This is a genomic window from Plantactinospora sp. WMMC1484, from assembly GCF_049315195.1.
Classification (GTDB): domain Bacteria; phylum Actinomycetota; class Actinomycetes; order Mycobacteriales; family Micromonosporaceae; genus Plantactinospora.
This window is the reverse complement of the sequence record NZ_CP186055.1, coordinates 5,492,519-5,512,239: the sequence shown is the minus strand read 5'-3', so window position 1 is coordinate 5,512,239 and position 19,721 is coordinate 5,492,519. Positions and strand designations below refer to the sequence as shown.

Here is a 19,721-nt window from a genome sequence, read left to right as displayed (position 1 = left end):
GTTCGCCCTACCGGTCCTGGTGAGCCTCGACCGCCGCCGCCGGGGCGAGGAAGCGGTGCAGAGCCGCCGCCAGCCCCTCCGGGTTCTCCTCGGCCACGTGGTGGCCGGACTCGATCGGGGCGCCGCGCAGGTCGTCCACCCACGGTCGCCAGACTGCGAGCGGGTCACCGTACAGGTCGGCCATGTCGTCCCGGGTCGACCAGAGGAACAGGGTCGGGCACCGGACGGTACGCCCGGCGCGCCGGTCGGCCTCCTCGTGTGCGCGGTCGATGCCGAGGCCGGCCCGGTAGTCCTCCAGCATGGCCCGGACCGTGTCCGGATCGTGGATCGCATCCCGGAACTCCCGGTAGTTCTCCGCACCCATCGCCTCGGGCCGTGCGGCGTCGTACCAGGCGTCCGGGTCCGCCATGATCGCGCGCTCCGGCTTCTCCGGTTGGGCGAAGAAGAACCAGTGGTACCAGTCGTGCGCGAACCTGGCGTCGCACCTGGCCAGCGCCTCGCTGATCGGTACGCCGTCCAGCACCACCAGTCGGTCGACCGCGTCCGGATGGTCCAGCGCCAACCGCAACGCCACGTAACAGCCGCGGTCGTGCCCCACCGTGGCGAACCTCGGAGAGTCCAGGGCACGCATCAGCCGTACCATGTCCCGGGCCACTGCCCGCTTGGACTGCTGCGCGTGGTCCGGGACGATTCCGGCCTTGCCCGACCGCCCGTAGCCGCGCATGTCCGGGCAGACGACCCGGTATCCCCGCTCCACCAGCACCGGGGCGACCCGGTGCCAGGTCGCCCCGGTGCGCGGATGGCCGTGGATGAGCAGCACCGGGGGTCCCTCGCCCGCATGGCGGACACGGAGGTCCACCTCACCCACGTCGATCCGCTCGTCCCGGAAACCCTCGAACATGGCTGGCACATACCCCGGCACCCCGAGATCGATTCCTGGCACCCACCGGGCGCCCGGCACCGCTGCCGGAGGGGCGGGTCGGTCAGGACGCTCGGGTCAGGACGCGTCGCGGCGGCAGAAGCTGTACGAGCCGGCGCCGAGCGCGACGACCACGTACCCGACGAGTACGGCAACGGCGCCGGTCCGCGACAGCAGCCACGGGTGATCGCTGCCGGCGAGCTGGGGTGTCAGGTTCGGCAGCAGGACCGAGCCGAACCGCAACTGCCACGCGGTCGGCAGGAAGTGCGCGAAGATCGGCGACACCAGGACAAGTCCGCCCAGGCTCACCAGCGTCGACGCGGTCGAGCGGAGGACGGCCCCGAGACCGAGTCCCAGTATGCCGGTGACCATCACGACGAGCGCCGCGCAGCACACCGTCGGGATCACGTCCGTCCAGGCCGGCCAGGGGTTGAGCGGTGCCGGACGGCCACCCAGCAACAGGATCGCGCCGACGTCGGCCAGCAGAGCGAAGAGCAGCCCGCCGAGCAGTCCCACGGCGGCGGCCGTCACGGCCTTGGCGCCCAGCAGCACCAGACGCTGCGGCACGGCCAGCAGGCCGGGCCCGATCGAGCCGGTGGTGAACTCGCTCGCGATCGACGTCGCGCCGATCGACCCGAGGAAGAACGCCACCATCGGCATCACCACCACCGTCGGGTCGGCCGTCTCGAAGTTCGCCTGTTCGGCTGCGGTCGACCGGTCGTAGGCTTCGATCAGGAAGTAGAGGACGAGCATTCCGAACAGGGTTGCCGCCACGCAACCGGCGAGGAACGCGTACGTCGAGCGGAGCGTCCCGAGCTTGCACCACTCGGCGGCCACCGCGTCCCGGAACACCCGTACGGCGGGCACGGTGGTCGGAGCGGCAGCGGTGCGGGCCGGATGGACCCGTTCTGCGGTCATGGCCGTGGCGTCCCTTCGGCGGCCCGGTACTCGACCGCCTCGCCGGTCAGTTCCAGGTAGACGTCCTCCAGGGAGGCGCTGCGCGCCGTCAGCCCGTACAGCGGAATCACCGCCGCCGCGGCGGCGTCGCCGATGGTGGGCGCGTCCAATCCGGTCACGACGAGGCCGCCGTCCTCACCGGCGGTGACGGACGCGCCGAGACCCGTCAGGACGGCGGCGAGCTCGGCGGCACGCGGTGACCGTACGAGCACGTCGCGGGCGAACCGGTCCTGCATCCGGGTCACCGAGGTCTCGTCGAGCAGCCGGCCCCGGCCGATGACCAGCACGTGGTCGACGGTGAGCGCCATCTCGCTCATCAGGTGGCTGGAGAGCAGCACCGTGCGCCCCTCGGCGGCCAGGGAACGCAGGGTGGAGCGGATCCACCGGATGCCGGCCGCGTCGAGCCCGTTGACCGGCTCGTCGAGCACGATCACCGCCGGATCTCCGAGCAGGGCGCCGGCGATCCCGAGCCGTTGGCGCATGCCGAGGGAGTATCCGCCCACCCGCCTGCGCGCCACGCTCGCCAGGCCCACCTGCTCCAGCACCGCCGTCACCCGGGACGTTCCGATGCCGTTACTGCGGGCCAGGCAGGCGAGGTGGTGGTGGGCGGTGCGGCCCGGGTGGGCGGCATCGGCGTCGAGCACGGCACCCACCTCGTGCAGCGGGCGGCGGATCCGGTCGTACCGGCGGTTGCCGATCAGCGCCTCGCCGGAGGTCGGGCGGTGCAGGCCGAGAATGATGCGTAGAGTCGTGGACTTGCCCGCGCCGTTCGGGCCGAGAAAGCCGGTCACCACTCCCGGGCGGACCGTGAACGACAGCCGGTCGACCGCTCTCGTCCGCCCGTACCGCTTGGTCAGCTCCCTTACCTCGATCATGCGGGAAATGGTGCCAACGCGGGCCGTTGCGCGCGTCTGACCACGGACCGGAGTCCGACTGCCACCACGGTCGCAGCGCCATCTCCGACCACGGTCCCACGCGCCGCCCAGGGCTACCGCTATAGCGTTGGCGCATGCGTTCCGGACAGGACCGGGGCCGGGCACGTCCCGGCGGACCCGGCGTACGCGGTCGCGTGCTGGATGCCGCGACCGCCGTCGTGCTGGCCTGGCTGGCGGCGTACGCCACGCTGGACCCGCCGGGTCCGGTCCTCGCCGGCCCGGCCTGGGTGGCCTGGCTGGCCGGCGCTGCGGTGGGGCTTCCACTGGCGGTCCGCCGCCGCTGGCCGCTGCCGGTCCTGGGTTTCGTGGCGGTGTCCGCCGCGACAGCCACCGCGCTCGGCGCGGTGGGGACCGGGGTCATCTGGGTGACCTACCTGCCCGTCGCGGTGGCGCTCTACTCGGCGGCGGCGGCCACCGGCCCGGTCGCCGCGGTGGCCGTCCTGGCCGGCGTCCTGGCCGGGCCGGCGGCCACGATCCCGTGGCTCTACCACAGGTTCGGGATCGATCCGGCGGACGCACCGGGCAGCGAGGCGCCGTTGTGGTGGCAGGTCGAGCTCGGCATGGTCGCCGTGGCGGTGACGGCGGCCTGGGCCGTCGGCCGCGTGGTCCGGTGGCGCCGGACGGTCCAGGCCGACCGCGCCGGCCAGTTCGCCCGGGACGCCGTCTCCGCCGAGCGGCTGCGGATCGCCCGGGAGCTGCACGACATCGTCGGGCACAGCATGAGCCTGATCGCCGTCAAGGCCACCGTCGCCAACCACATCGCCGACGAGCGGCCGACCGAGACCCGAGCCGCCCTGCTGACCATCGAGCAGACCAGCCGGGCCGCCCTGACCGAGATCCGGCGGCTGCTCGGCGTCCTGCGCTCGGACACCGACCCGGTCACCGATCCGGCCGCCGACCTCAGCCCGTCACCCGGAACCGCCGACCTGCCCGACCTCGCCGAGCGGCTCCGCTCTGCCGGGCTGCGGGTGGAGCTGTGCGTGGAGGGCGCCGACCGCCTGCCGCAGGCGGTCGACCTCACCGTGTTCCGGATCGTGCAGGAGTCGCTGACGAACGTGGTGCGGCACGCCGGGGCCGGCCGCTGCCAGGTCACGGTGCGGGCCGGGGACGGCGGGGTGCGGATCGAGGTCCTGGACGACGGTCGCGCGCCCCGGCCGTCCGCATCCGTCCGGCTCCCGGCCGGGCAGGGCCTGATCGGCATGCGTGAGCGGGTGGCGATGTACGGCGGCATCCTGACGGTGGGGCCGAGGCCAGAGGGCGGCTTCCGGGTGGTCGCCGAGATCCCTTACGCCGCGGTCGGCAGTTCCCACGCCACAGCCGGCGATCCGTACGCCGGGGTGGAGGAGCCGGCGTGACGGCCGCGGAGTCCTCCTCGGACCGACAATCCTCCTCGGAGGTTCGGGTGCTCCTCGCCGACGACCACGCGCTGCTGCGGGAGAGCTTCCGGGCCCTGCTCGAGGTGTCGCCGGGCTACACCGCGGTGGGCGAGGCCGGTACCGGCGCCGAGGCGGTGCGGCTGGCCCGGCAGCACCTGCCCGACGTGGTGCTGATGGACGTCCGGATGCCGGAGATGGACGGCATCGAGGCGGCGCGGCGGATCTGCGCGGATCCGGCGACCGCTCCGGTGCGGGTGCTCATCCTCACCACGTTCGATCTGGACGAATACGTCTACGCCGCGCTGCAGGCGGGTGCCAGCGGCTTTCTTGTCAAGGACGCCACCGCCGCCGACCTGCTGGCCGGCATCAGGGTGGTCGCCGCCGGTGAGGGTCTGCTGGCACCCGGGATCACCCGGCGACTGATCGCGACCTTCGCCCGCCAGGCCCGGCCGGTCGCCGGGGCGCAGCCGCGCCTGGAGAGCCTCACCGAGCGCGAACGGGAAGTACTGACGCTGGTCGCGGGCGGGCTCTCCAACACCGAGATCGCGCAGCACCTGCACGTGACGCTCGGCACCGTGAAGACCCACATCGGGCGCGTACTCAGCAAGCTCGGTGCCCGGGACCGGGCCCAGCTCGTCATCGCGGCGTACGAGAGCGGGCTGGTGACCCCGGGGCTGCGCTAACCGACGGTGCTCGCCGCGGCCCTCGGTCGGGCCCGGAAGGTGCTGCGGTAGGCCTGCGGCGCGACCCCGCTGAGCCGTTTGAACTGGAGCCGGAAGTGTGCCGGCGAGGCGAAACCGACGAGATGGGCGATCCGGTCGACGCCGTGGTCGGTGCTCTCCAGCAGCTCCTGCGCCCGGCGGACGCGTGCGGCGGTGATCCACTGCATCGGGGTACGCCCGGTCTCCTCGTGGAAGCGGCGGTTGAGCGTACGCGCGCTGAGCCCGGCCCGGGCGGCCACGTCGGCCAGGGTCAGTCTCTCGCAGGCGTTGGCCTGCAGCCACTGGAGGAGTGCACCGAGGCCGATCTCGGCGGCGTCCGCGCCGGGACGCACGATGAACTGCGCCTGCCCACCCTCGCGGTGCAGCGGCGCCACGGCCTGCCGGGAGGCGTCGGCGGCGACGGCGGCGCCGTGGTCGCGGCGCACCAGGTGCAGGCACATGTCGACGCCGGCGGTCGCCCCGGCCGAGGTGATGATCTGACCGGTGTCGACGTACAGCACCTCGGGGTCCACCTGCACGGTCGGGAACGCCGTCCGCAACTGCTCGGCGGCGGCCCAGTGCGTGGTGGCCCGCCGACCGTCGAGCAGCCCGGCGGCGGCGAGGGTGAAGGTGCCGACGCAGATCGACGCGATCCGGGTGCCGGTGGCCGCGGCGGCCCGCAGTGCCGCCAGCGCTTCGGTGGGCACGGGCGTGGCCGGGTCGTACCGGCCGGGGACGATGACGGTGTCGGCCTCCGCGAGCGCGTCGAGGCCGTGGTCGACGGCGAGACGCAGCGGGCCGGCGCCGACCATCGGCGCGCTGCCGCAGACCACCACCCGGTAGCCGGCCCGCCCGCCCGGCAGCCGCACCCGGCCGAGCACCTCGATCGGGGTAGCCAGATCGAAGGCGATCGTGTCCGGCAGGGCCAGGACGGCGACGGTGTGCACGGCGGAGCTCCCTGTGTCGAGACGAGTGGCAAGAATAGATCGGATGATGGCAATCTTGCCACTCGCCGTGTCGCTCGCCGAGGTCGATGATCGGTGGCGTGCTGGTACAGATCGTGTTGTACGACGGGTTCGACCCGCTCGACGTCATCGCGCCCTTCGAGGTGCTCGCGGCCGGGAGCGACGCGGCCGGCGGCGCCCTGGCGGTGGAGCTCGTCTCCGCCGACGGCCCGCGGGAGGTGGTCGGCGGCACCCGGGGCCTGACGCTGCGGGCGACCGCGAGGCTCGACCCGGACCGACCGGGCTACGTCGTGGTCCCGGGTGTCAGCGGGCCCACCGTCGGCGACCCCGACCAGGGCGTGGTGACCATCCCCGTGCTGCTGGCCAGGTTCGCCGAGTCGGCGGCGGCACCGCTGGTGGGCGCCGCCCTACGCAACCCGGAGGTGACCGTCGCGGCCGTCTGCGGCGGGTCGCTCGCCCTGGCCATGGCCGGCCTGATCGAGGGCCGTCACGCGGTGACGCACGTGCTCGGCATGGACGTGCTCGACGCGACGGGCGTCCGCGCCGTGCCGGCCCGGGTGGTCGACGACGGCGACCTCGTCAGCGCGGGGGGTGTCACGTCCGGCCTGGATCTCGGGCTGCACATCCTGGAGCGTGAGTTCGGCCCGAGGGTCGCGCACGCCGTCGAGACCCTGTTCGAGTACGAGCGGCGCGGCATCGTCTGGCGGGACGCCGGCCGTACGCCCGTCGTCGTCTGAAGGGACGTCATCGTGCACACCATTCTCGGCACCTGGGACGTCCGCCTGAAGACCCCGATCGGCACCCTGAACGCCGTCTACGTCTTCAGCGACTCCGGCGGCGTGCTCGCCGGCACCGCGTCGACGGCGGCGGAGACCGTACCGCTGGCCGCGCTCGCCTGCGACGGTCCCCGGGTGACCTGGCGGCAGTCGGTGACCCGTCCGCTGCGCCTCAACCTCGACTTCGAGGTGGTCGTGGACGGCGCGACCCTCACCGGCTACTCCCGGGCGGGACGCCTGCCCCGTACCACCGTCACCGGCGCCCGCCGGGAGGACGACGCGGCGGCCTAGCCGGCCCGGGTGCCCGGTTCGTGGTGCCCCGGCGTGCCGGGACGGCGGGCGCCGACGAGTGGCGATCTTCCACACCAGAGGCAGGATCGTCCCGGAGGGGTGAGCGGCGGTCGGACCGGACCGCTGACGGCCGCGCCAGCGGTCAGGCGTCCTGGACCCGCCCCGTACGCGGGGACTGCTCGTATCCGAGGAGTTGGACGAGGTCACCCGTTGCCTTGAAGAAGGCCTCCTGGACGTCGTCGTCGAAGTGGTTGCGCCAATCGCCGCCCTTTCCCTTCCGGTAGTGCGAGACCGTTCCGACGGCGTTGCCGCGCTGCATGTTGGAGAAGCTGTATCGGGAGAGCAGGGTCGCCAACTCGGTGGGCGGAATGGGGATGCCGCAGTGCCGCATGAGTCGCTCCATCTCCTCCGCCTGCCGCTCCCCGGTCAGGTCCTCATAGCGGAACAGGCGGATCGCGTCCGTGTCCGGAGCGGTCGCCCACCCCCGGAGCGACTTGAAGGTGCCTCGTTTTGCGAGATGGTCGATGATGTACAGCAGGCCCTCTTTGAACGGCTTGTCGAGCAGGGCCTTCCGTACCTCGGAAACGTCGCCCATCTCGGTGTGTGAATTCCGGTTGGAGAAGTAACTCGAGACGACCGTGTCGCGCGGATCCCGGTAGATGAAGAACACCCGGTAGTTGTCGGGCTTGGGCACGCGCGTGAAGCCGTTGTAGGAGAGGAAGAGGGACGAGACGATGCGCTCGGTGGGAAAGGCGTCCGGGTAACGCCACTTGTAGGGGCGCGGATCGTAGGGCAGTAATCCGGTGTAGCGATAGATCACGGGGTCGTTGAAGATCGCCTTGATCCATTGACTGGCGGTCTTGCGAATCGTGATGTGGAAGATGTTCTCGTAGTCACTGCGTGAATCCACCGGGACGGCGAGTCGCAGCCTGGCGTTGTGGGCATCGCACATCACTCGTCGCGCCACCACACGCACGGAATTGGGCGTGTGGTGCTTGGTGAACGTAACGGCGCGATTCATCATCGGGCTAGACTCTCTCCGCATCTGTGTGCCGGGGGAACACGTCAGGATAGTCGAGACGAGCATTCTGGGCCAGCTCATCCCTCAGCCCAGAAGGTTACCGCTAATGGCGCCACGTCCGACAGACCGACCGGATGTCGACCCGTTCCGCGCCGCCGGTGGTGATGGAGTACGCCAGACTCCGTCACGAGGCCCGCGCGGCAGGCGGAAGGCCGTCCCGGCCGCCGGTCGGAGGATCTGCCGTTCCGGCGGGTCGGTCATTGGGTGAGGGTACCCGCCCTGTCCCCGCTGGCGGAGGCGACCCGGCCTCGCCGGTGCCGCCCCTCGAGCAGCTGCGATCGCCAGTGCCGGTATCGATTCCGACGGGGCCTCGGCATCGTTCGAGCAGCTCTGGCCTCGGCGTCGTTCGAGCAGCTCTGGCCTGGTCGACGTGACCGCCGGGACGCCACGGAACGCCCGAACCGGTGCCGTTGGCCGGTCGCGACCGGCCGGTCGCGGCTAGTCGATCGGCGCCGGTCCGTCGTCCGGCGGGCGGAGTGCCGAAACCGGGCGGTCCGGATCCGTGGCAACCAGGCTCAGCAGGATCGCGAGGTCGGCGAGGAGGGCTTCGACCGTCTCCGGCGCGAGCCGGCGGAGATCATACCGGGCGTGCAGCCCGATCCGCTCGCCCGGCACCACGAGCAGGGTGAGCGGACGGTACGACGCGGACCAGCGGCCGTCGAAGCGTACGGAGAGGGTCGACGAGTCCGGCGTACCGCTGAACAGGTCGTTGTCCATCGGGTAGGTCTCGAAGTCGAGCACCGTGTCGAAGAGCGGCCCGTCGACGGGTGGTCCTGCCCAGGACCGGATCAGTGCCGGCGGCACGTGCTCGTACGGCCGGGCCAGCGCCCGGCGCGCCTGCAAGCCCCGCAACCACACCCCGACCGGCTGGTCGGGGCGGATCCGGACCCGGACCGGCACGGTGGTGCCCAGCGGACCGACCAGGGACTCAACAGCCGGCGAGGCAGCCCGCCCGGTGACCGTCGAGCCGATGACAATGTCGTCGACCCCGGCGCGGGCGGCGAGCAGCCGGGCCCAGCAGCCCTGGATCGCGGTGTTCAGGGAGATGCGCTGCTCTTCGACGGTCTCGCCCAGCAGGTGGGTGTCCTCGGTGGTCAGTTCGAGGGAGTATTCGTCGAACGCATCCGCCGGGTCGCCCTGCCAGCTCGGCGTCCCGCACGGCAACGGCCCGGGCACCGGACGCCCGGAGAGCTCGGAGCGCCAGAACGCCTCCGCCTCGGCGAGGTCGGCGGAAGCCGACCGGTCCAGGTGCTCCCGGAGCGGTGCCGGAACCGGCAGTGCGGCGTCCCGGCCATCGAGCGCCGCCCGGTATTCGGCCAGCACCTCGCCCAGCAGGATCGGCAGGCTCCAGCCGTCGACGACCAGGTGGTGGGTGGTCCAGACCAGCAGGTGCTCGGTCTCGGAGACGCGGAGCAGGGCGAACCGCACCAGCGGCGGGGCGTCCAGGGTGAACCGCCGGCGTCGGTCGGTGGCGAGGAACTCGGCGAGGCCGCGACGGCGCTGGCAGGCGCGGATGGTCCGCAGGTCGTCGACGTGCCATTCGGGCGCCGGCACCTCGGCCGTCACGACCTGGACGGCCTCCCCGCCGCCGGGCCGGTCGAAGCCGGTGCGTAGCACCTCGTGGCGGCCGATCACCCGATGCCAGGCCTGCTGGAACTCCGGGACCCGAAGTCGACCACGGATGACGAGTCGCACCTGTTCGAGATGGGCCGCCGGATCCGCCTCGTCGAGATCCCCGTGGAGGATGCCACGCTGGACCGGTGAGAGCGGGTAGCGGACCCGTACGTCGACCGGACTGGTCATCCCGTCACCTCCGAAGGCCGGGGCGCCGCCTCCGGCGCGCCGGGAAGGACCACCGGGCGGCCCGGTGCGCTGCGCACCCGCGACGCGAGAAGAACTGAAGGGCTCATCTGAGCAGCGACAACTCCCTGTCTGGGCAACCGGCGGTTGCGCGACGGCGCCGCGTGAAACATGGAGATCCTTGACTGGACGCCGAGTGTCGCCGACGTTACCAGGGGTGGTGTGCCGCTGTCTCCCCGCCACGCCTCCGGCTCGATCCCGCTCCCTTCGCCGGAATTCTGGTGGATCACCGTTCCGCTCGGCGGATCGGTGAATCCGGCGCACCGGTCGGCCGGGCCGCGCGGCTGTGGTGCGCCGCGTAACCTGTCCGGGTGAGCCGGCGCCGCCGGCGGTCGAGGAAATGCTCCGCTACGAGCCGGTGCGGCGGGCATGCGGTGCGGCGGGCATGCGGTGCGGCGGCGAGGAGAGGCGCGGAGATGGCGAGGTCCCAGCGGGAGTCGGGATCGGCTGCCGGGTGCCGACACCCCGGAGGTTCACCGGCCGGACAGCCACCGCCCGACTTCCGGTCGTCCGGAGGAGGTTGGATTCCAGGTCGATCCGACGGCGGCGCCGCGTGCCGTGGCGGTACCGGCCCGCTTCGACCGACGGGAGACGACCTTGCCACGTACCCTTTCCGTGCTCGGCATCGCCGGCGCGTTGCTGGCCACCGCGGTGGCGGTGCCGGCCAGCCAGGCCGCCGCGCACGACGACCGGTCACGCCCGGTGGCCGGTGACCGGCCGCTGGTGATCGCGCACCGCGGCGCCAGCGGATACCGCCCGGAGCACACCCTGGAGGCCTACCGACTGGCGATCCGGATGGGTGCCGACTTCATCGAGCCCGACCTGGTCTCCACCAGGGACGGCGTGCTGGTGGCCCGGCACGAGAACGAGATCTCCGGCACCACCGACGTCGCGGCCCGTACCGAGTTCGCCGGCCGGCGGACCACCAGGACCATCGACGGGGTCGCGGTGACCGGCTGGTTCACCGAGGACTTCACCCTCGCCGAGCTGAAGACGCTGCGGGCGAAGGAGCGGCTTCCGCAGGTGCGGGTGACCAACACCGCGTTCGACGGCCGGTTCCCGGTGCCGACCCTCCAGGAGGTCATCGACCTGGCCCGCAGCGAGAGTCGGCGGCTCGGCCGGACCATCGGCATCTATCCGGAGACCAAGCACCCGACGTACTTCCAGTCGATCGGTCTGGCGCTGGAGGAGCCGCTGGTGCGGGTGCTGGGACGCAACGGTCTCACCGACAAGCGGGACGGGGTGATCATCCAGTCCTTCGAGACAGCCAACCTGCGGAAGCTCAACAGGATGACCGACGTCCGGCTGGTCCAGTTGCTGGACGCCGCCGGGCGACCGTACGACTTCACCGTCTCCGGCGACCCGCGCAGCTACGCCGACCTGACCAGGCCGGAGAACCTGCGGTGGATCGACGGCTACGCCGACGGCATCGGGGTGAACAAGAACCTCCTGGTGCCCCGGGACTCGACCGGAAAGCTGCTCGCGCCGACCACCGTGGTCCGGGACGCGCACCGGACCGGGTTGGTCGTGCACGCCTGGACCTTCCGGGCGGAGAACCAGTTCCTGCCGACCGACTTCCGGATCGGGGGCGACCCGAACGCCCGGGGCGACATCATCGCCGAGTACGAGCTCTTCTACGGCCTCGGCCTGGACGGCGTCTTCAGCGACCACCCGGACACCGCCGTGGCGGCCCGGGCCGGGATGGCCTGACCGCTGCCTGCCACCTCCGGCGCCCGGTGGGCGACCGTCCGTGCCCCGGACGTGTCGCCCACCGGTCGGCACAGCCGGCGTTCCGTCCCTCGCGGGGCCGCAGGCCGTGGTAGAACCCGAGGTGAAGGACCATCGGGACAAGTCGGACCGCGCCTGGCGATGGTCCTCGTCAGGAGGAGACGATGACCGGCGAGGCGCCCGACTATTTCCGGCCCGAGAACGGCGCGGTGCTCACCACCCTGCTGATCGTCCGGGACGTCGACAGATCCCGGGAGTACTACCAGCGGGTGCTCGGTGCCGGCTGCGTCCGGGAACGCGAGCCCTGCATCCTGCGGTTCCACAACAGCTACCTCGTGCTCAACACCGAAGGCGGGCCGACGGACGACAAGCCCGCGGTCCAGGCCCGGGCCCCGGCCGACTCGGCAACCCTCGGCTGCGCGATGAACATCCGGGTGACTGACGTACGCCGGGTGCACGCCGAGTGGTCGTCCCGGGGCGGCGAGTTCCTGACCGAGCCGAAGGACCACGGCGTCGAGATCCGCTGCTACCTGCGTGACCCGGACGGTTACCTGATCGAGGTCGGTCAGGCCGCCGGAATCCTGTCCGAGACGGGTCCGGGCAACGGGTGAACCGGCGCTGCCGCCGCCCGGGGTGAACCCGGTCCGGGCGGCTGGTCGAGGGCTGGCCGGAGGCTGGCAGGATCGTCGGCAGCCGACGGACGGAGGAACCGATGCTGTTGCCGGCCCTCGACGGGATGCTGCCCGACCGTCCGGACGCGGTCCGGATCGACGGCGCGACCGCCTCCTGGGAAAGGCTCCGGGCGGCCGCCGCCGCGGTCGCCGGCCGGGTGGCCGGTGCACCGGCGGTCGCGGTCCACGCCACGGCCTCGTTTCCCGGAGTGGTCGGCGTGCTCGGCGGCCTGCTGGCCGGCGTACCGGTGGTGCCGGTGCCGGCCGACGCCGGTCCGGTGGAGCTGACGCACATCCTCACCGACTCCGGTGCCGCGCTGCTGCTGGCGGAGACCCCGCCCGAGCACCCAGTGCCGGTGCCGGTCGAGCCGGTCCGCGCGGCGGGGCATGCGCCGCCCGGCGACATCCCCGAACCACCGGGTACGGCCACCGCACTGGTCCTCTACACCAGCGGCACCACCGGCCCGCCCAAGGGCGTCCTGCTCACCCGGGACGCGATCGCGCACGACCTGGACGCCCTGGCCGAGGCGTGGGCGTGGACCCCGGACGACATCCTGGTGCACGGGCTGCCCCTCTACCACGTGCACGGGCTGGTCCTCGGCGTACTGGGTGCGCTGCGGGTCGGCTCCCGGCTGGTGCACACCGGCCGGCCCCACCCCGACCGGTACGCGGCAGCCGGCGGGACGCTGCTCTTCGGCGTACCGACGGTCTGGTCCAGGGTCGCGGACGATCCGGCGTCGGCCCGGGCGCTGGGCGCGGCCCGGCTGCTGGTCTCCGGCAGCGCGGCACTGCCGGAGCCGGTCTTCGGGCGGCTCGCCGAGCTGACCGGGCACCGGCCGGTCGAGCGGTACGGGATGACCGAGACCCTGATCACCGTCAGCACCCGCGCCGACGGCGAGCGCCGGCCCGGCCACGTCGGGCTGCCGTTGCGCGGCGTCGAGACCCGGCTGGTCGACGAGGCCGGTGTGACCCTGCCGGCCGACGGGGAGAGCATCGGCGAGCTACAGGTGCGGGGCGCGACCCTCTTCGCCGGCTACCTGGGGATGCCGGAGGCGACCGCCGCCGCGTACACCCCGGACGGCTGGTTCCGCACCGGGGACGTGGCGACGGTGGGGCCGGACGGGCAGCACCGGATCGTCGGCCGGGCCAGCACCGATCTGATCAAGAGCGGTGGATACCGGATCGGTGCCGGTGAGGTGGAGAACATGCTGCTCGCCCATCCGGGGGTCCGGGAGGCGGCGGTGGTGGGCGTCCCGCATCCCGACCTCGGCCAGGAGGTGGTGGCGTACGTCGTGGGTGACGGCGTGACCGGCGAGGCGCTGATCGACTTCGTCGCCACCGGGCTCTCCCGGCACAAGCGGCCCCGCCGGGTGCACCTGATCGACGCGCTGCCCCGCAACGCCATGGGCAAGGTGCAGAAGCGGCAGCTGCCGGGCTGACCGTGTGCCGGGAGCCGATACCGCCCCGTCGGATCGCCATTCCGCCCCGGCGGCTCGCCGAGGCTTGATCCATTCGGTTGGCCCGGTGGGGGCGCGGGTAGCGTGGTCGGGGGCACACCGCGCAGGAGGCGGTCGCCGGGCGGCCGGCCCGGGGTGCCATGGTGACGGCAGGCTCGCCGGGCGATCCGGCGGCGTCGTGGCGGAGGAGGAGAGCGCGCGTGCAGACCCGCACTGATCTCGTCGAGGACCTGATGGGGCGCTTTCCGCACATTCCGCGCGAGGCGGTCATCAAAGAGGATCTGCTGCGCGGCGGCATGGCCTTCGACGACTCGGCGCTGACCGACAACGAGGACGGCGAGGTCAAGCCGAAGTCGTACTTCATCTTCTCCTTCGACCACCGGACCCTGCCCGAGCTGGGCTCGGCGGCGCTGCGCCGGCCGCCGGAGGAGATCGTCCTGACCGGCGGCCCGTACGAGCTGCGCCGCACCGTCGTCTCGGTGCGGGTCAACCCGGACTCGCCGTACCGGGTCAGGGACGGCGGTGACGGGATGCTCCGGCTCTACCTGGACGACCGGCCGATCGCCGACGTCGGGCTGCCGCCGATGCCGGAGTACTACCGGCACACCCTGGCCGGCGGCAAGTCGGTGATGGAGGTCGCCCCGACCATCCAGTGGGGCTATCTGATCTATCTGACCGTCTTCCGGGTCTGCCAGTACTTCGGCGCCAAGGAGGAGTGCCAGTACTGCGACATCAACCACAACTGGCGCCAGCACAAGGCGGCCGGCCGGCCGTACACCGGGGTGAAGCCGGTGGACGAGGTGCTGGAGGCGATGGAGATCATCGACCGGCACGACACCCTCGGCGCATCCAAGGCGTACACCCTGACCGGTGGAAGCGTCACCTCCAAGGTCGACGGGCTGACCGAGGCCGACTTCTACGGCCGGTACGCCAAGGCGATCGAGGAGCGCTTCCCGGGGCGGTGGATCGGCAAGGTCGTCGCGCAGGCGCTGCCAAAGGCGGACGTGCAGCGCTTCCACGACTACGGGATCCGGATCTACCACCCCAACTACGAGGTCTGGGACAAGCGGCTCTTCGAGCTCTACTGCCCCGGTAAGGAGCGGTACGTCGGCCGGGAGGAGTGGCACCGCCGGATCCTCGACTCGGCCGAGATCTTCGGACCGCGCAACGTCATCCCCAACTTCGTCGCCGGGATCGAGATGGCGGAGCCGTTCGGTTTCGGCACCGTCGACGAGGCGATCGAGTCGACCACCGAGGGATTGCAGTTCTTCATGTCCCGGGGCATCACCCCCCGGTTCACCACCTGGTGTCCGGAGCCGACCACGCCGCTCGGCCGGACCAACCCCCAGGGCGCGCCGCTGGAGTACCACATCCGGCTGCTGGAGGCGTACCGGGCGACGATGGAGGCGAACGGTCTGACCAGCCCGCCCGGCTACGGCCCGCCCGGCGCCGGCAACGCGGTCTTCTCGGTCAGTTCGTTCATGGACACCCTGCCGGCGGAGTGACCTCCCCGGTCCGCCCGGTCGTCGTGGGACGGCACCGGTGCGGCGATTCCCGCGCTTGCCGGGTTGTTGGATCATGGCACTGGGCGGCTCCGGGGGAGTGAGGGAATCGGCATGGCGCGACCGGAGGGTCGGGCGGATCTGGTGCTGGCCGAGTCGGCGGCCCGGGACGGGCGGCACGACGAGGCGCTGCGGCTGGTGGCGGCGGTACCGGCCGATACGCCGCTGCCGGCGGCGTTGGCCTGGCGGCTCGCCGCACTCCTGCACCGGCGTGGCGAGTTCGACGAGGCGGAGGCGCTGCTGGACCGGGTGCCGGACATCGGGCCGCCCCCGGACGAGCCGTCCGGCCCGGGCGGGCAGGGGGAGCCGTCCGGACCAGGCGACCCGGCCGAGGCGTTGGCGGACCGGGCCCAGGTGCTGGCGGGCCGGGCCGCGGTCCGGTGGGCGCGGGGTGATCGGGAACGGACCCGCGACCTCGCCGACGAGGCGGTCCGGACGGCCGAGGAGAGCCGGGACGACGCGGCGATCGCGGCGGCCTACGTCGCCCGGGCGCTTGCCGCGTTCAGCGAGGGAGACCGGGCCGGCAACGAGCACGCGTACGCCCGGGCGCTCGCCGCCGCCGCGCGGGCCGGTGATCTGGTCCAGCAGCTGCGGATCCACTGCAACGTCGGAAGTCGGCTCGTGGAGGAGGGGCGCTACCGGGCGGCCGCCGAGGAACTCGGCGCGGCGATCAGGCTCGGTGAGCAGACCGGGCAGCGGCTGCTGCTGGCGCTGGCCCTGCACAACCGGGCCGAGGCGTGGCTGGGCCTCGGCGAGTTGGGCCGGGCCCGGAGCGACGCCGACGCGGCACTCAGCCTCTGGCAGCGGGACGGCTCGCCGCTGGCCGCCTTCGGGCTGCTGCTCACCGCCCGGGTGCACCGGGTCTGCGGCTCGACCAGCCGGGCGGTGGCGGCCTACGAGGCGGCGTCGGCGATGGCGGAACCGGACGGCAACGCGCAGGTGCTGATGGAGGCGTGCGCCGGGCTGGCCCGGGCCCGGTACGCCGACGACCCGGCGGTCGCGGCCGGGTACGCGGAACGCGCACTGGCGATGCCCAGCGCGAACGGTCGCACCGTGGCGGAACTCGCGGCCGGCTGGGTCGCGCTCTGCGCCGGCGACACCGGCACCGCCCGGCGGCACGCGGAGCGGGCGCGGACGGAGGCGGGGCGTCGGCGCGATCCGGCCGGGCTCGCCGAGGCAATCGAACTCGCGGCCCTCGCCGCCGCGCTGGCCGAGCCGGCCGACCGGGCGGCACTACGCCCGACCGTCGGGCTGGTCGAGGCGGCACAGATCTGGGCCGATGCCGGCAACGAGGTCGCGCTCGCCACGAACGCGCTGCTCCGGGCCCGGCTCACGGCGGACCGGCCGGCCGAGGACGTCGCATACCAGCGGCTGCACCAGCTCGGCGTACGCGAGGGGGCCTGGCACGTCGCCGGACCGCTGGCGGCGATCGGACCCGCACCGGTCCCCGAGGTCGCGGTGCAGACTCTCGGGCACTTCGTGGTCCGGCTGGCCGGAGTGCCGGTACCGGCGGCCGCCTGGCAGTCCCGCAAGGCGCGAGAGCTGGTCAAGGTGCTGGCGGGTCAGCTCGGCCGGCCGCTGGCCCGGGAGAACCTGGCCGCCCTGCTCTGGCCGCAGACACCGCCGGAGGTGGCGCTGCGCCGGCTGTCGGTGCTGGTCTCCACCGTCCGGGCGGTGCTCGACCCGGACCGGCGGCACCCGGCGGACCGGTACCTGGGCACCGACCCGGCGACCGTGCGGATCAACCCGGCCCAGGTGTGGGTGGACGCGGTGCACTTCCACGACGCGGCCAGGGCGGCGATCGCGGCGGACGGGGCCAGCCCGCCACCGGGGCGTCCGGGGCCGGAGGGCGGCACCCCGGCCGGGGAACGGGCGGGCGACGTCGAGGTGCTGGGCCGGCTGGAGGCGGTCGCCGCGATGTACACCGGGGACTTCTGCGACGACGGCGAGGTGACCGGTGAGTGGGTGAACCGTCCGCGTACCGCCCTGGCGGAGCTGCACCGGGAACTCGTCCGCCGGCTGGCCCTGCGCTGCCTGCGTACCGGCCGGCCGGAGGCGGCGGTCGGCTGGTACCTGCGGCTGACCGTCGAGGACGGCTACGACGAGTCGGCACACCTGGGCCTGGTCAGCGCGCTCTCGGCGGCCGGCCGGCATGGCGAGGCGGCCCGGCGCTACCGGGACTACCTCGAGCGGATGCGGGAGATCGAGGTAACACCGGCGGCCTTTCCGGTGGGCCGGAGCCCTGAAGGATTCCTGAACCGCCTCTGAACATGGCCGGCCATCATGGCCTCCGGGTGGCAGGGTGCCGGGTCGCCGGCGGCTCGCGCCCCGACCCCGGCCGAGGCGTGGCGGGAGCGGTGGATGTCGAGGTGGCGGCGGTACGGGTCGCTGGTGCTGGCAACCGTCCTGGTGGTCGGCGTCGGATCGTGCGGGATCCGGCCCGGCGTCGACTCCGGCCGGGGAGCCGGCGGCGCGAGCGAGGCCGGAAGCACCTACGGGTACGGCCCGCTGCGAGACGGTTCGGTCCGCTACCAGCCGGACGTGGTCCTCGTCGAGGGTGGACCGGAGGCGATCCGGTCGGCCAGCGCGGACGGCACGACCTGGACGCTGGAGGCCGACACGCCGGGCGCCGGGGACCTGGAGCCGGGTCGGATCATGTATGCCACCAGCCGGGCGGTTGGCCGGGTGGTGCAGGTTCGGCGGGACGGGGGCGATCTGGCGGTCACGCTGGCCCCGGTGACGCTCACCGAGGTTTTCCGGGACGCCCACTTCCGTTCCGACCGGCGGCTCGACGACGCGGCCCTGGTGTATCAGGAGATACCGGAGTTGCCCGGGGCGGTCAGCGTGCCGGCCGGGACGCGATCTCCCGAGGACGCGGTCACCCCGATCGGCCGCACCAGCGGTGGCGCTGCGATCCCGGTCTCGTACGCCAGCGGTGACGGCGCGACCACCCTCGTCGCGCTGCGTCCGGTCCGGCTCGCCCCGGCCGGCGGGGGCCGGCTGCCACCGGCGCGGGAACGGAACTTCGCGGTCACCGTCGGCGACTGGGAGGCACAGCCCTACCGGACGCAGGGCAAGCTGGGCCTGAAGATCGGGTACGCGGCCGACGAGAACCTCAAGGTCTACATCGACTTCGCGATGAACGTGGCGGACCTACGGGTACGGGCCGACGTGCCGATCAGCAACGGACGGATCGGCAGCGCGGCCACCTTCGCCATCGACGGTATCCGCAGCATCTCGGTGGACGTGTCGGCCGGCGCCGCGAACGGGGCGGACGACAACCGGAAGGTGCGGGTCGAGGTCCCGGTCGAGATCAACATACCGGTTCCCGGTGAGCCGCTGGTCTACAGCAACACCTGGAAGTTCATCGTCACCACGGGGTTGAGCGGCCGGAACACCACGGTCAAGGCGGCCGGAGAGTGGGCGGTCAACGGCACGATCGGCATGATCGACGGCGCCCTGCAGAAGCCGACCCTCTCGGTGGTCCGCAGCATCATGGACTCGATCACCGGCATCTCCATCGGCCCCAGCGGGCTCGCCTTCGCCGTGGAGACGAAGATCCAGTTCGGCATCGGCATGCCGGCCGCCTTCGCCGGCCCGTACGCCAAACTCGTGGTCGATCTCGGCGTCACCAACGGCTCGGCGCTGGGCGCCCCACTGGCCCGATGCGTCTCGGCGAGCCTGAACGCCAAGGTCGGCGGCGGGTTCGGGGTGACCGCCTCGTCCGTGGCGATCGAGGAACTCCAGAAACTGCTGCCGACGAAGCTGAAGTTCGAACTCGAGAGCGAGAAGCTGTGGCCGATCCATCGGGCGGCCCAGACCCTGCCGAACGTGCCACTCTGTGTGGGCTGAGAGGAACTCGTGATGATCGTCCGTACCCGCCGCCTGGTGCTGGTGACCCTGGCGGCGCTCGCGCTCGTCCTCTCCACCGGCTGCGGCCGGTCCGGTGGCGGTGATCCGCCGAGCCTTGCCGGGGGCGACCCACCGGCCGTCGCCGGGACCGAGCCGGCGACCGGGCCCACCGCCGCGGCACCGCCGGCCGCGCCACTGGACGCCTGTGCCCTGGTCACCAAGGCGGATGCCGAGAAGCTGGCCGGCACCCCGCTCGACGACGCGGTCCCGATCCGGGAGACGTGCAGCTACACCGGGCCGGTGACCGGCCCCACCGCCCAGGTGGAGATCTACGTCGGGGACGGGGCGAAGAAGTTTCTCGACATCGAGCGTGAGCTCGGGCACGAGATCTGGCCGCTGCCGGGAATCGGCGACGAGGCGTACGCCGAGGACGGGGCCTTCTTCGTCCAGAAGGGCGGCCAGTGGGTCGCGGTCAAGCTGGTGCTGTTGAACGATCCGAAGGAGAGCCGGAAGCCGCTGGAGGAACTGGCCGCTGTCGTGGCCGGCCGGATGTAGCGTGCCCGGCTGGAATTGACGTTCCCGGCCGGAGT

17 protein-coding genes are annotated in these 19,721 nt (G+C 72.8%); 11 read left to right on the top strand and 6 right to left on the bottom strand.

Going from position 1 to position 19,721, the window contains the following annotated elements; genetic code table 11:
- Positions 1-7: 7 nt before the first annotated feature.
- From ACN28C_RS23985 to ACN28C_RS23975, 3 genes are all read right to left on the bottom strand, one after another.
- A complete protein-coding gene (locus ACN28C_RS23985) occupies positions 8-901 on the bottom strand; it encodes an alpha/beta fold hydrolase (RefSeq protein WP_422774791.1) in 894 nt (297 codons plus the stop codon).
- Between the two features lie 96 nt (positions 902-997).
- Positions 998-1,837: an ABC transporter permease gene (locus ACN28C_RS23980; RefSeq protein ID WP_422769776.1), complete on the bottom strand. Its 840-nt coding sequence runs from the start codon at positions 1,835-1,837 to the stop codon at positions 998-1,000.
- Positions 1,834-2,751 carry an ATP-binding cassette domain-containing protein gene (locus ACN28C_RS23975; protein ID WP_422769775.1) on the bottom strand — a complete coding sequence of 306 codons (918 nt, stop codon included), beginning with the start codon at positions 2,749-2,751 and terminating at the stop codon, positions 1,834-1,836. Before ACN28C_RS23975 ends, ACN28C_RS23980 begins: the two co-directional genes overlap by 4 nt.
- 134 nt (positions 2,752-2,885) lie before the next feature.
- Here ACN28C_RS23975 and ACN28C_RS23970 point away from each other — a divergent pair, with 134 nt between their 5' ends.
- Together ACN28C_RS23970 and ACN28C_RS23965 are read left to right on the top strand one after the other, a co-directional pair.
- Positions 2,886-4,166, top strand: coding sequence for a sensor histidine kinase (locus ACN28C_RS23970; protein ID WP_422769774.1), 1,281 nt, complete (start codon positions 2,886-2,888; stop codon positions 4,164-4,166).
- Positions 4,163-4,870 carry a response regulator gene (locus ACN28C_RS23965; RefSeq protein WP_422769773.1) on the top strand — a complete coding sequence of 236 codons (708 nt, stop codon included), beginning with the start codon at positions 4,163-4,165 and terminating at the stop codon, positions 4,868-4,870. The genes ACN28C_RS23970 and ACN28C_RS23965 overlap by 4 nt, the downstream gene beginning before the upstream one ends.
- Here the strand turns inward: ACN28C_RS23965 and ACN28C_RS23960 are convergent.
- The gene (locus tag ACN28C_RS23960; protein ID WP_422769772.1) at positions 4,867-5,835 is read right to left on the bottom strand and encodes a GlxA family transcriptional regulator; all 969 of its coding nucleotides are present in this window, start codon (positions 5,833-5,835) and stop codon (positions 4,867-4,869) included. The two genes, ACN28C_RS23965 and ACN28C_RS23960, sit on opposite strands and share 4 nt — an antisense overlap.
- Before the next feature lie 98 nt (positions 5,836-5,933).
- Here ACN28C_RS23960 and ACN28C_RS23955 point away from each other — a divergent pair, with 98 nt between their 5' ends.
- Entirely contained in the window at positions 5,934-6,590 is a 657-nt protein-coding gene (locus ACN28C_RS23955; protein WP_422769771.1) for a DJ-1/PfpI family protein, read from the top strand.
- A gap of 12 nt (positions 6,591-6,602) precedes the next feature.
- Positions 6,603-6,920 carry a hypothetical protein gene (locus ACN28C_RS23950; protein WP_422769770.1) on the top strand — a complete coding sequence of 106 codons (318 nt, stop codon included), beginning with the start codon at positions 6,603-6,605 and terminating at the stop codon, positions 6,918-6,920.
- 142 nt (positions 6,921-7,062) lie between these two features.
- Here ACN28C_RS23950 and ACN28C_RS23945 read toward each other — a convergent pair whose 3' ends face one another.
- Both ACN28C_RS23945 and ACN28C_RS23940 read right to left on the bottom strand, forming a co-directional pair.
- The gene (locus ACN28C_RS23945) at positions 7,063-7,944 is read right to left on the bottom strand and encodes a sulfotransferase domain-containing protein (RefSeq protein ID WP_422769769.1); all 882 of its coding nucleotides are present in this window, start codon (positions 7,942-7,944) and stop codon (positions 7,063-7,065) included.
- A gap of 495 nt (positions 7,945-8,439) precedes the next feature.
- On the bottom strand, positions 8,440-9,804 hold the full coding sequence (locus ACN28C_RS23940; RefSeq protein WP_422769768.1) for a condensation domain-containing protein: 1,365 nt from the start codon (positions 9,802-9,804) through the stop codon (positions 8,440-8,442).
- Positions 9,805-10,458: 654 nt separating this feature from the next.
- Between ACN28C_RS23940 and ACN28C_RS23935 the strand changes: the two genes are divergently transcribed.
- The 7 genes from ACN28C_RS23935 (at position 10,459) to ACN28C_RS23905 (ending at position 19,686) form a co-directional block, all read left to right on the top strand.
- Positions 10,459-11,571 (top strand): glycerophosphodiester phosphodiesterase, encoded by a 1,113-nt coding sequence (locus ACN28C_RS23935; protein ID WP_422769767.1) that lies wholly within the window; start codon positions 10,459-10,461, stop codon positions 11,569-11,571.
- A 182-nt stretch (positions 11,572-11,753) separates the two neighbouring features.
- Entirely contained in the window at positions 11,754-12,200 is a 447-nt protein-coding gene (locus ACN28C_RS23930; RefSeq protein ID WP_422769766.1) for a VOC family protein, read from the top strand.
- Positions 12,201-12,301: 101 nt separating this feature from the next.
- Positions 12,302-13,699 (top strand): acyl-CoA synthetase, encoded by a 1,398-nt coding sequence (locus tag ACN28C_RS23925; RefSeq protein ID WP_422769765.1) that lies wholly within the window; start codon positions 12,302-12,304, stop codon positions 13,697-13,699.
- Between the two features lie 218 nt (positions 13,700-13,917).
- Positions 13,918-15,222, top strand: coding sequence for a radical SAM protein (locus ACN28C_RS23920; protein WP_422769764.1), 1,305 nt, complete (start codon positions 13,918-13,920; stop codon positions 15,220-15,222).
- A gap of 111 nt (positions 15,223-15,333) precedes the next feature.
- Positions 15,334-17,547, top strand: coding sequence for a BTAD domain-containing putative transcriptional regulator (locus ACN28C_RS23915; RefSeq protein ID WP_422769763.1), 2,214 nt, complete (start codon positions 15,334-15,336; stop codon positions 17,545-17,547).
- 93 nt (positions 17,548-17,640) lie between these two features.
- The gene (locus ACN28C_RS23910; RefSeq protein WP_422769762.1) at positions 17,641-19,131 is read left to right on the top strand and encodes a hypothetical protein; all 1,491 of its coding nucleotides are present in this window, start codon (positions 17,641-17,643) and stop codon (positions 19,129-19,131) included.
- Positions 19,132-19,143: 12 nt separating this feature from the next.
- A complete protein-coding gene (locus ACN28C_RS23905; RefSeq protein ID WP_422769761.1) occupies positions 19,144-19,686 on the top strand; it encodes a hypothetical protein in 543 nt (180 codons plus the stop codon).
- Positions 19,687-19,721: the final 35 nt, after the last annotated feature.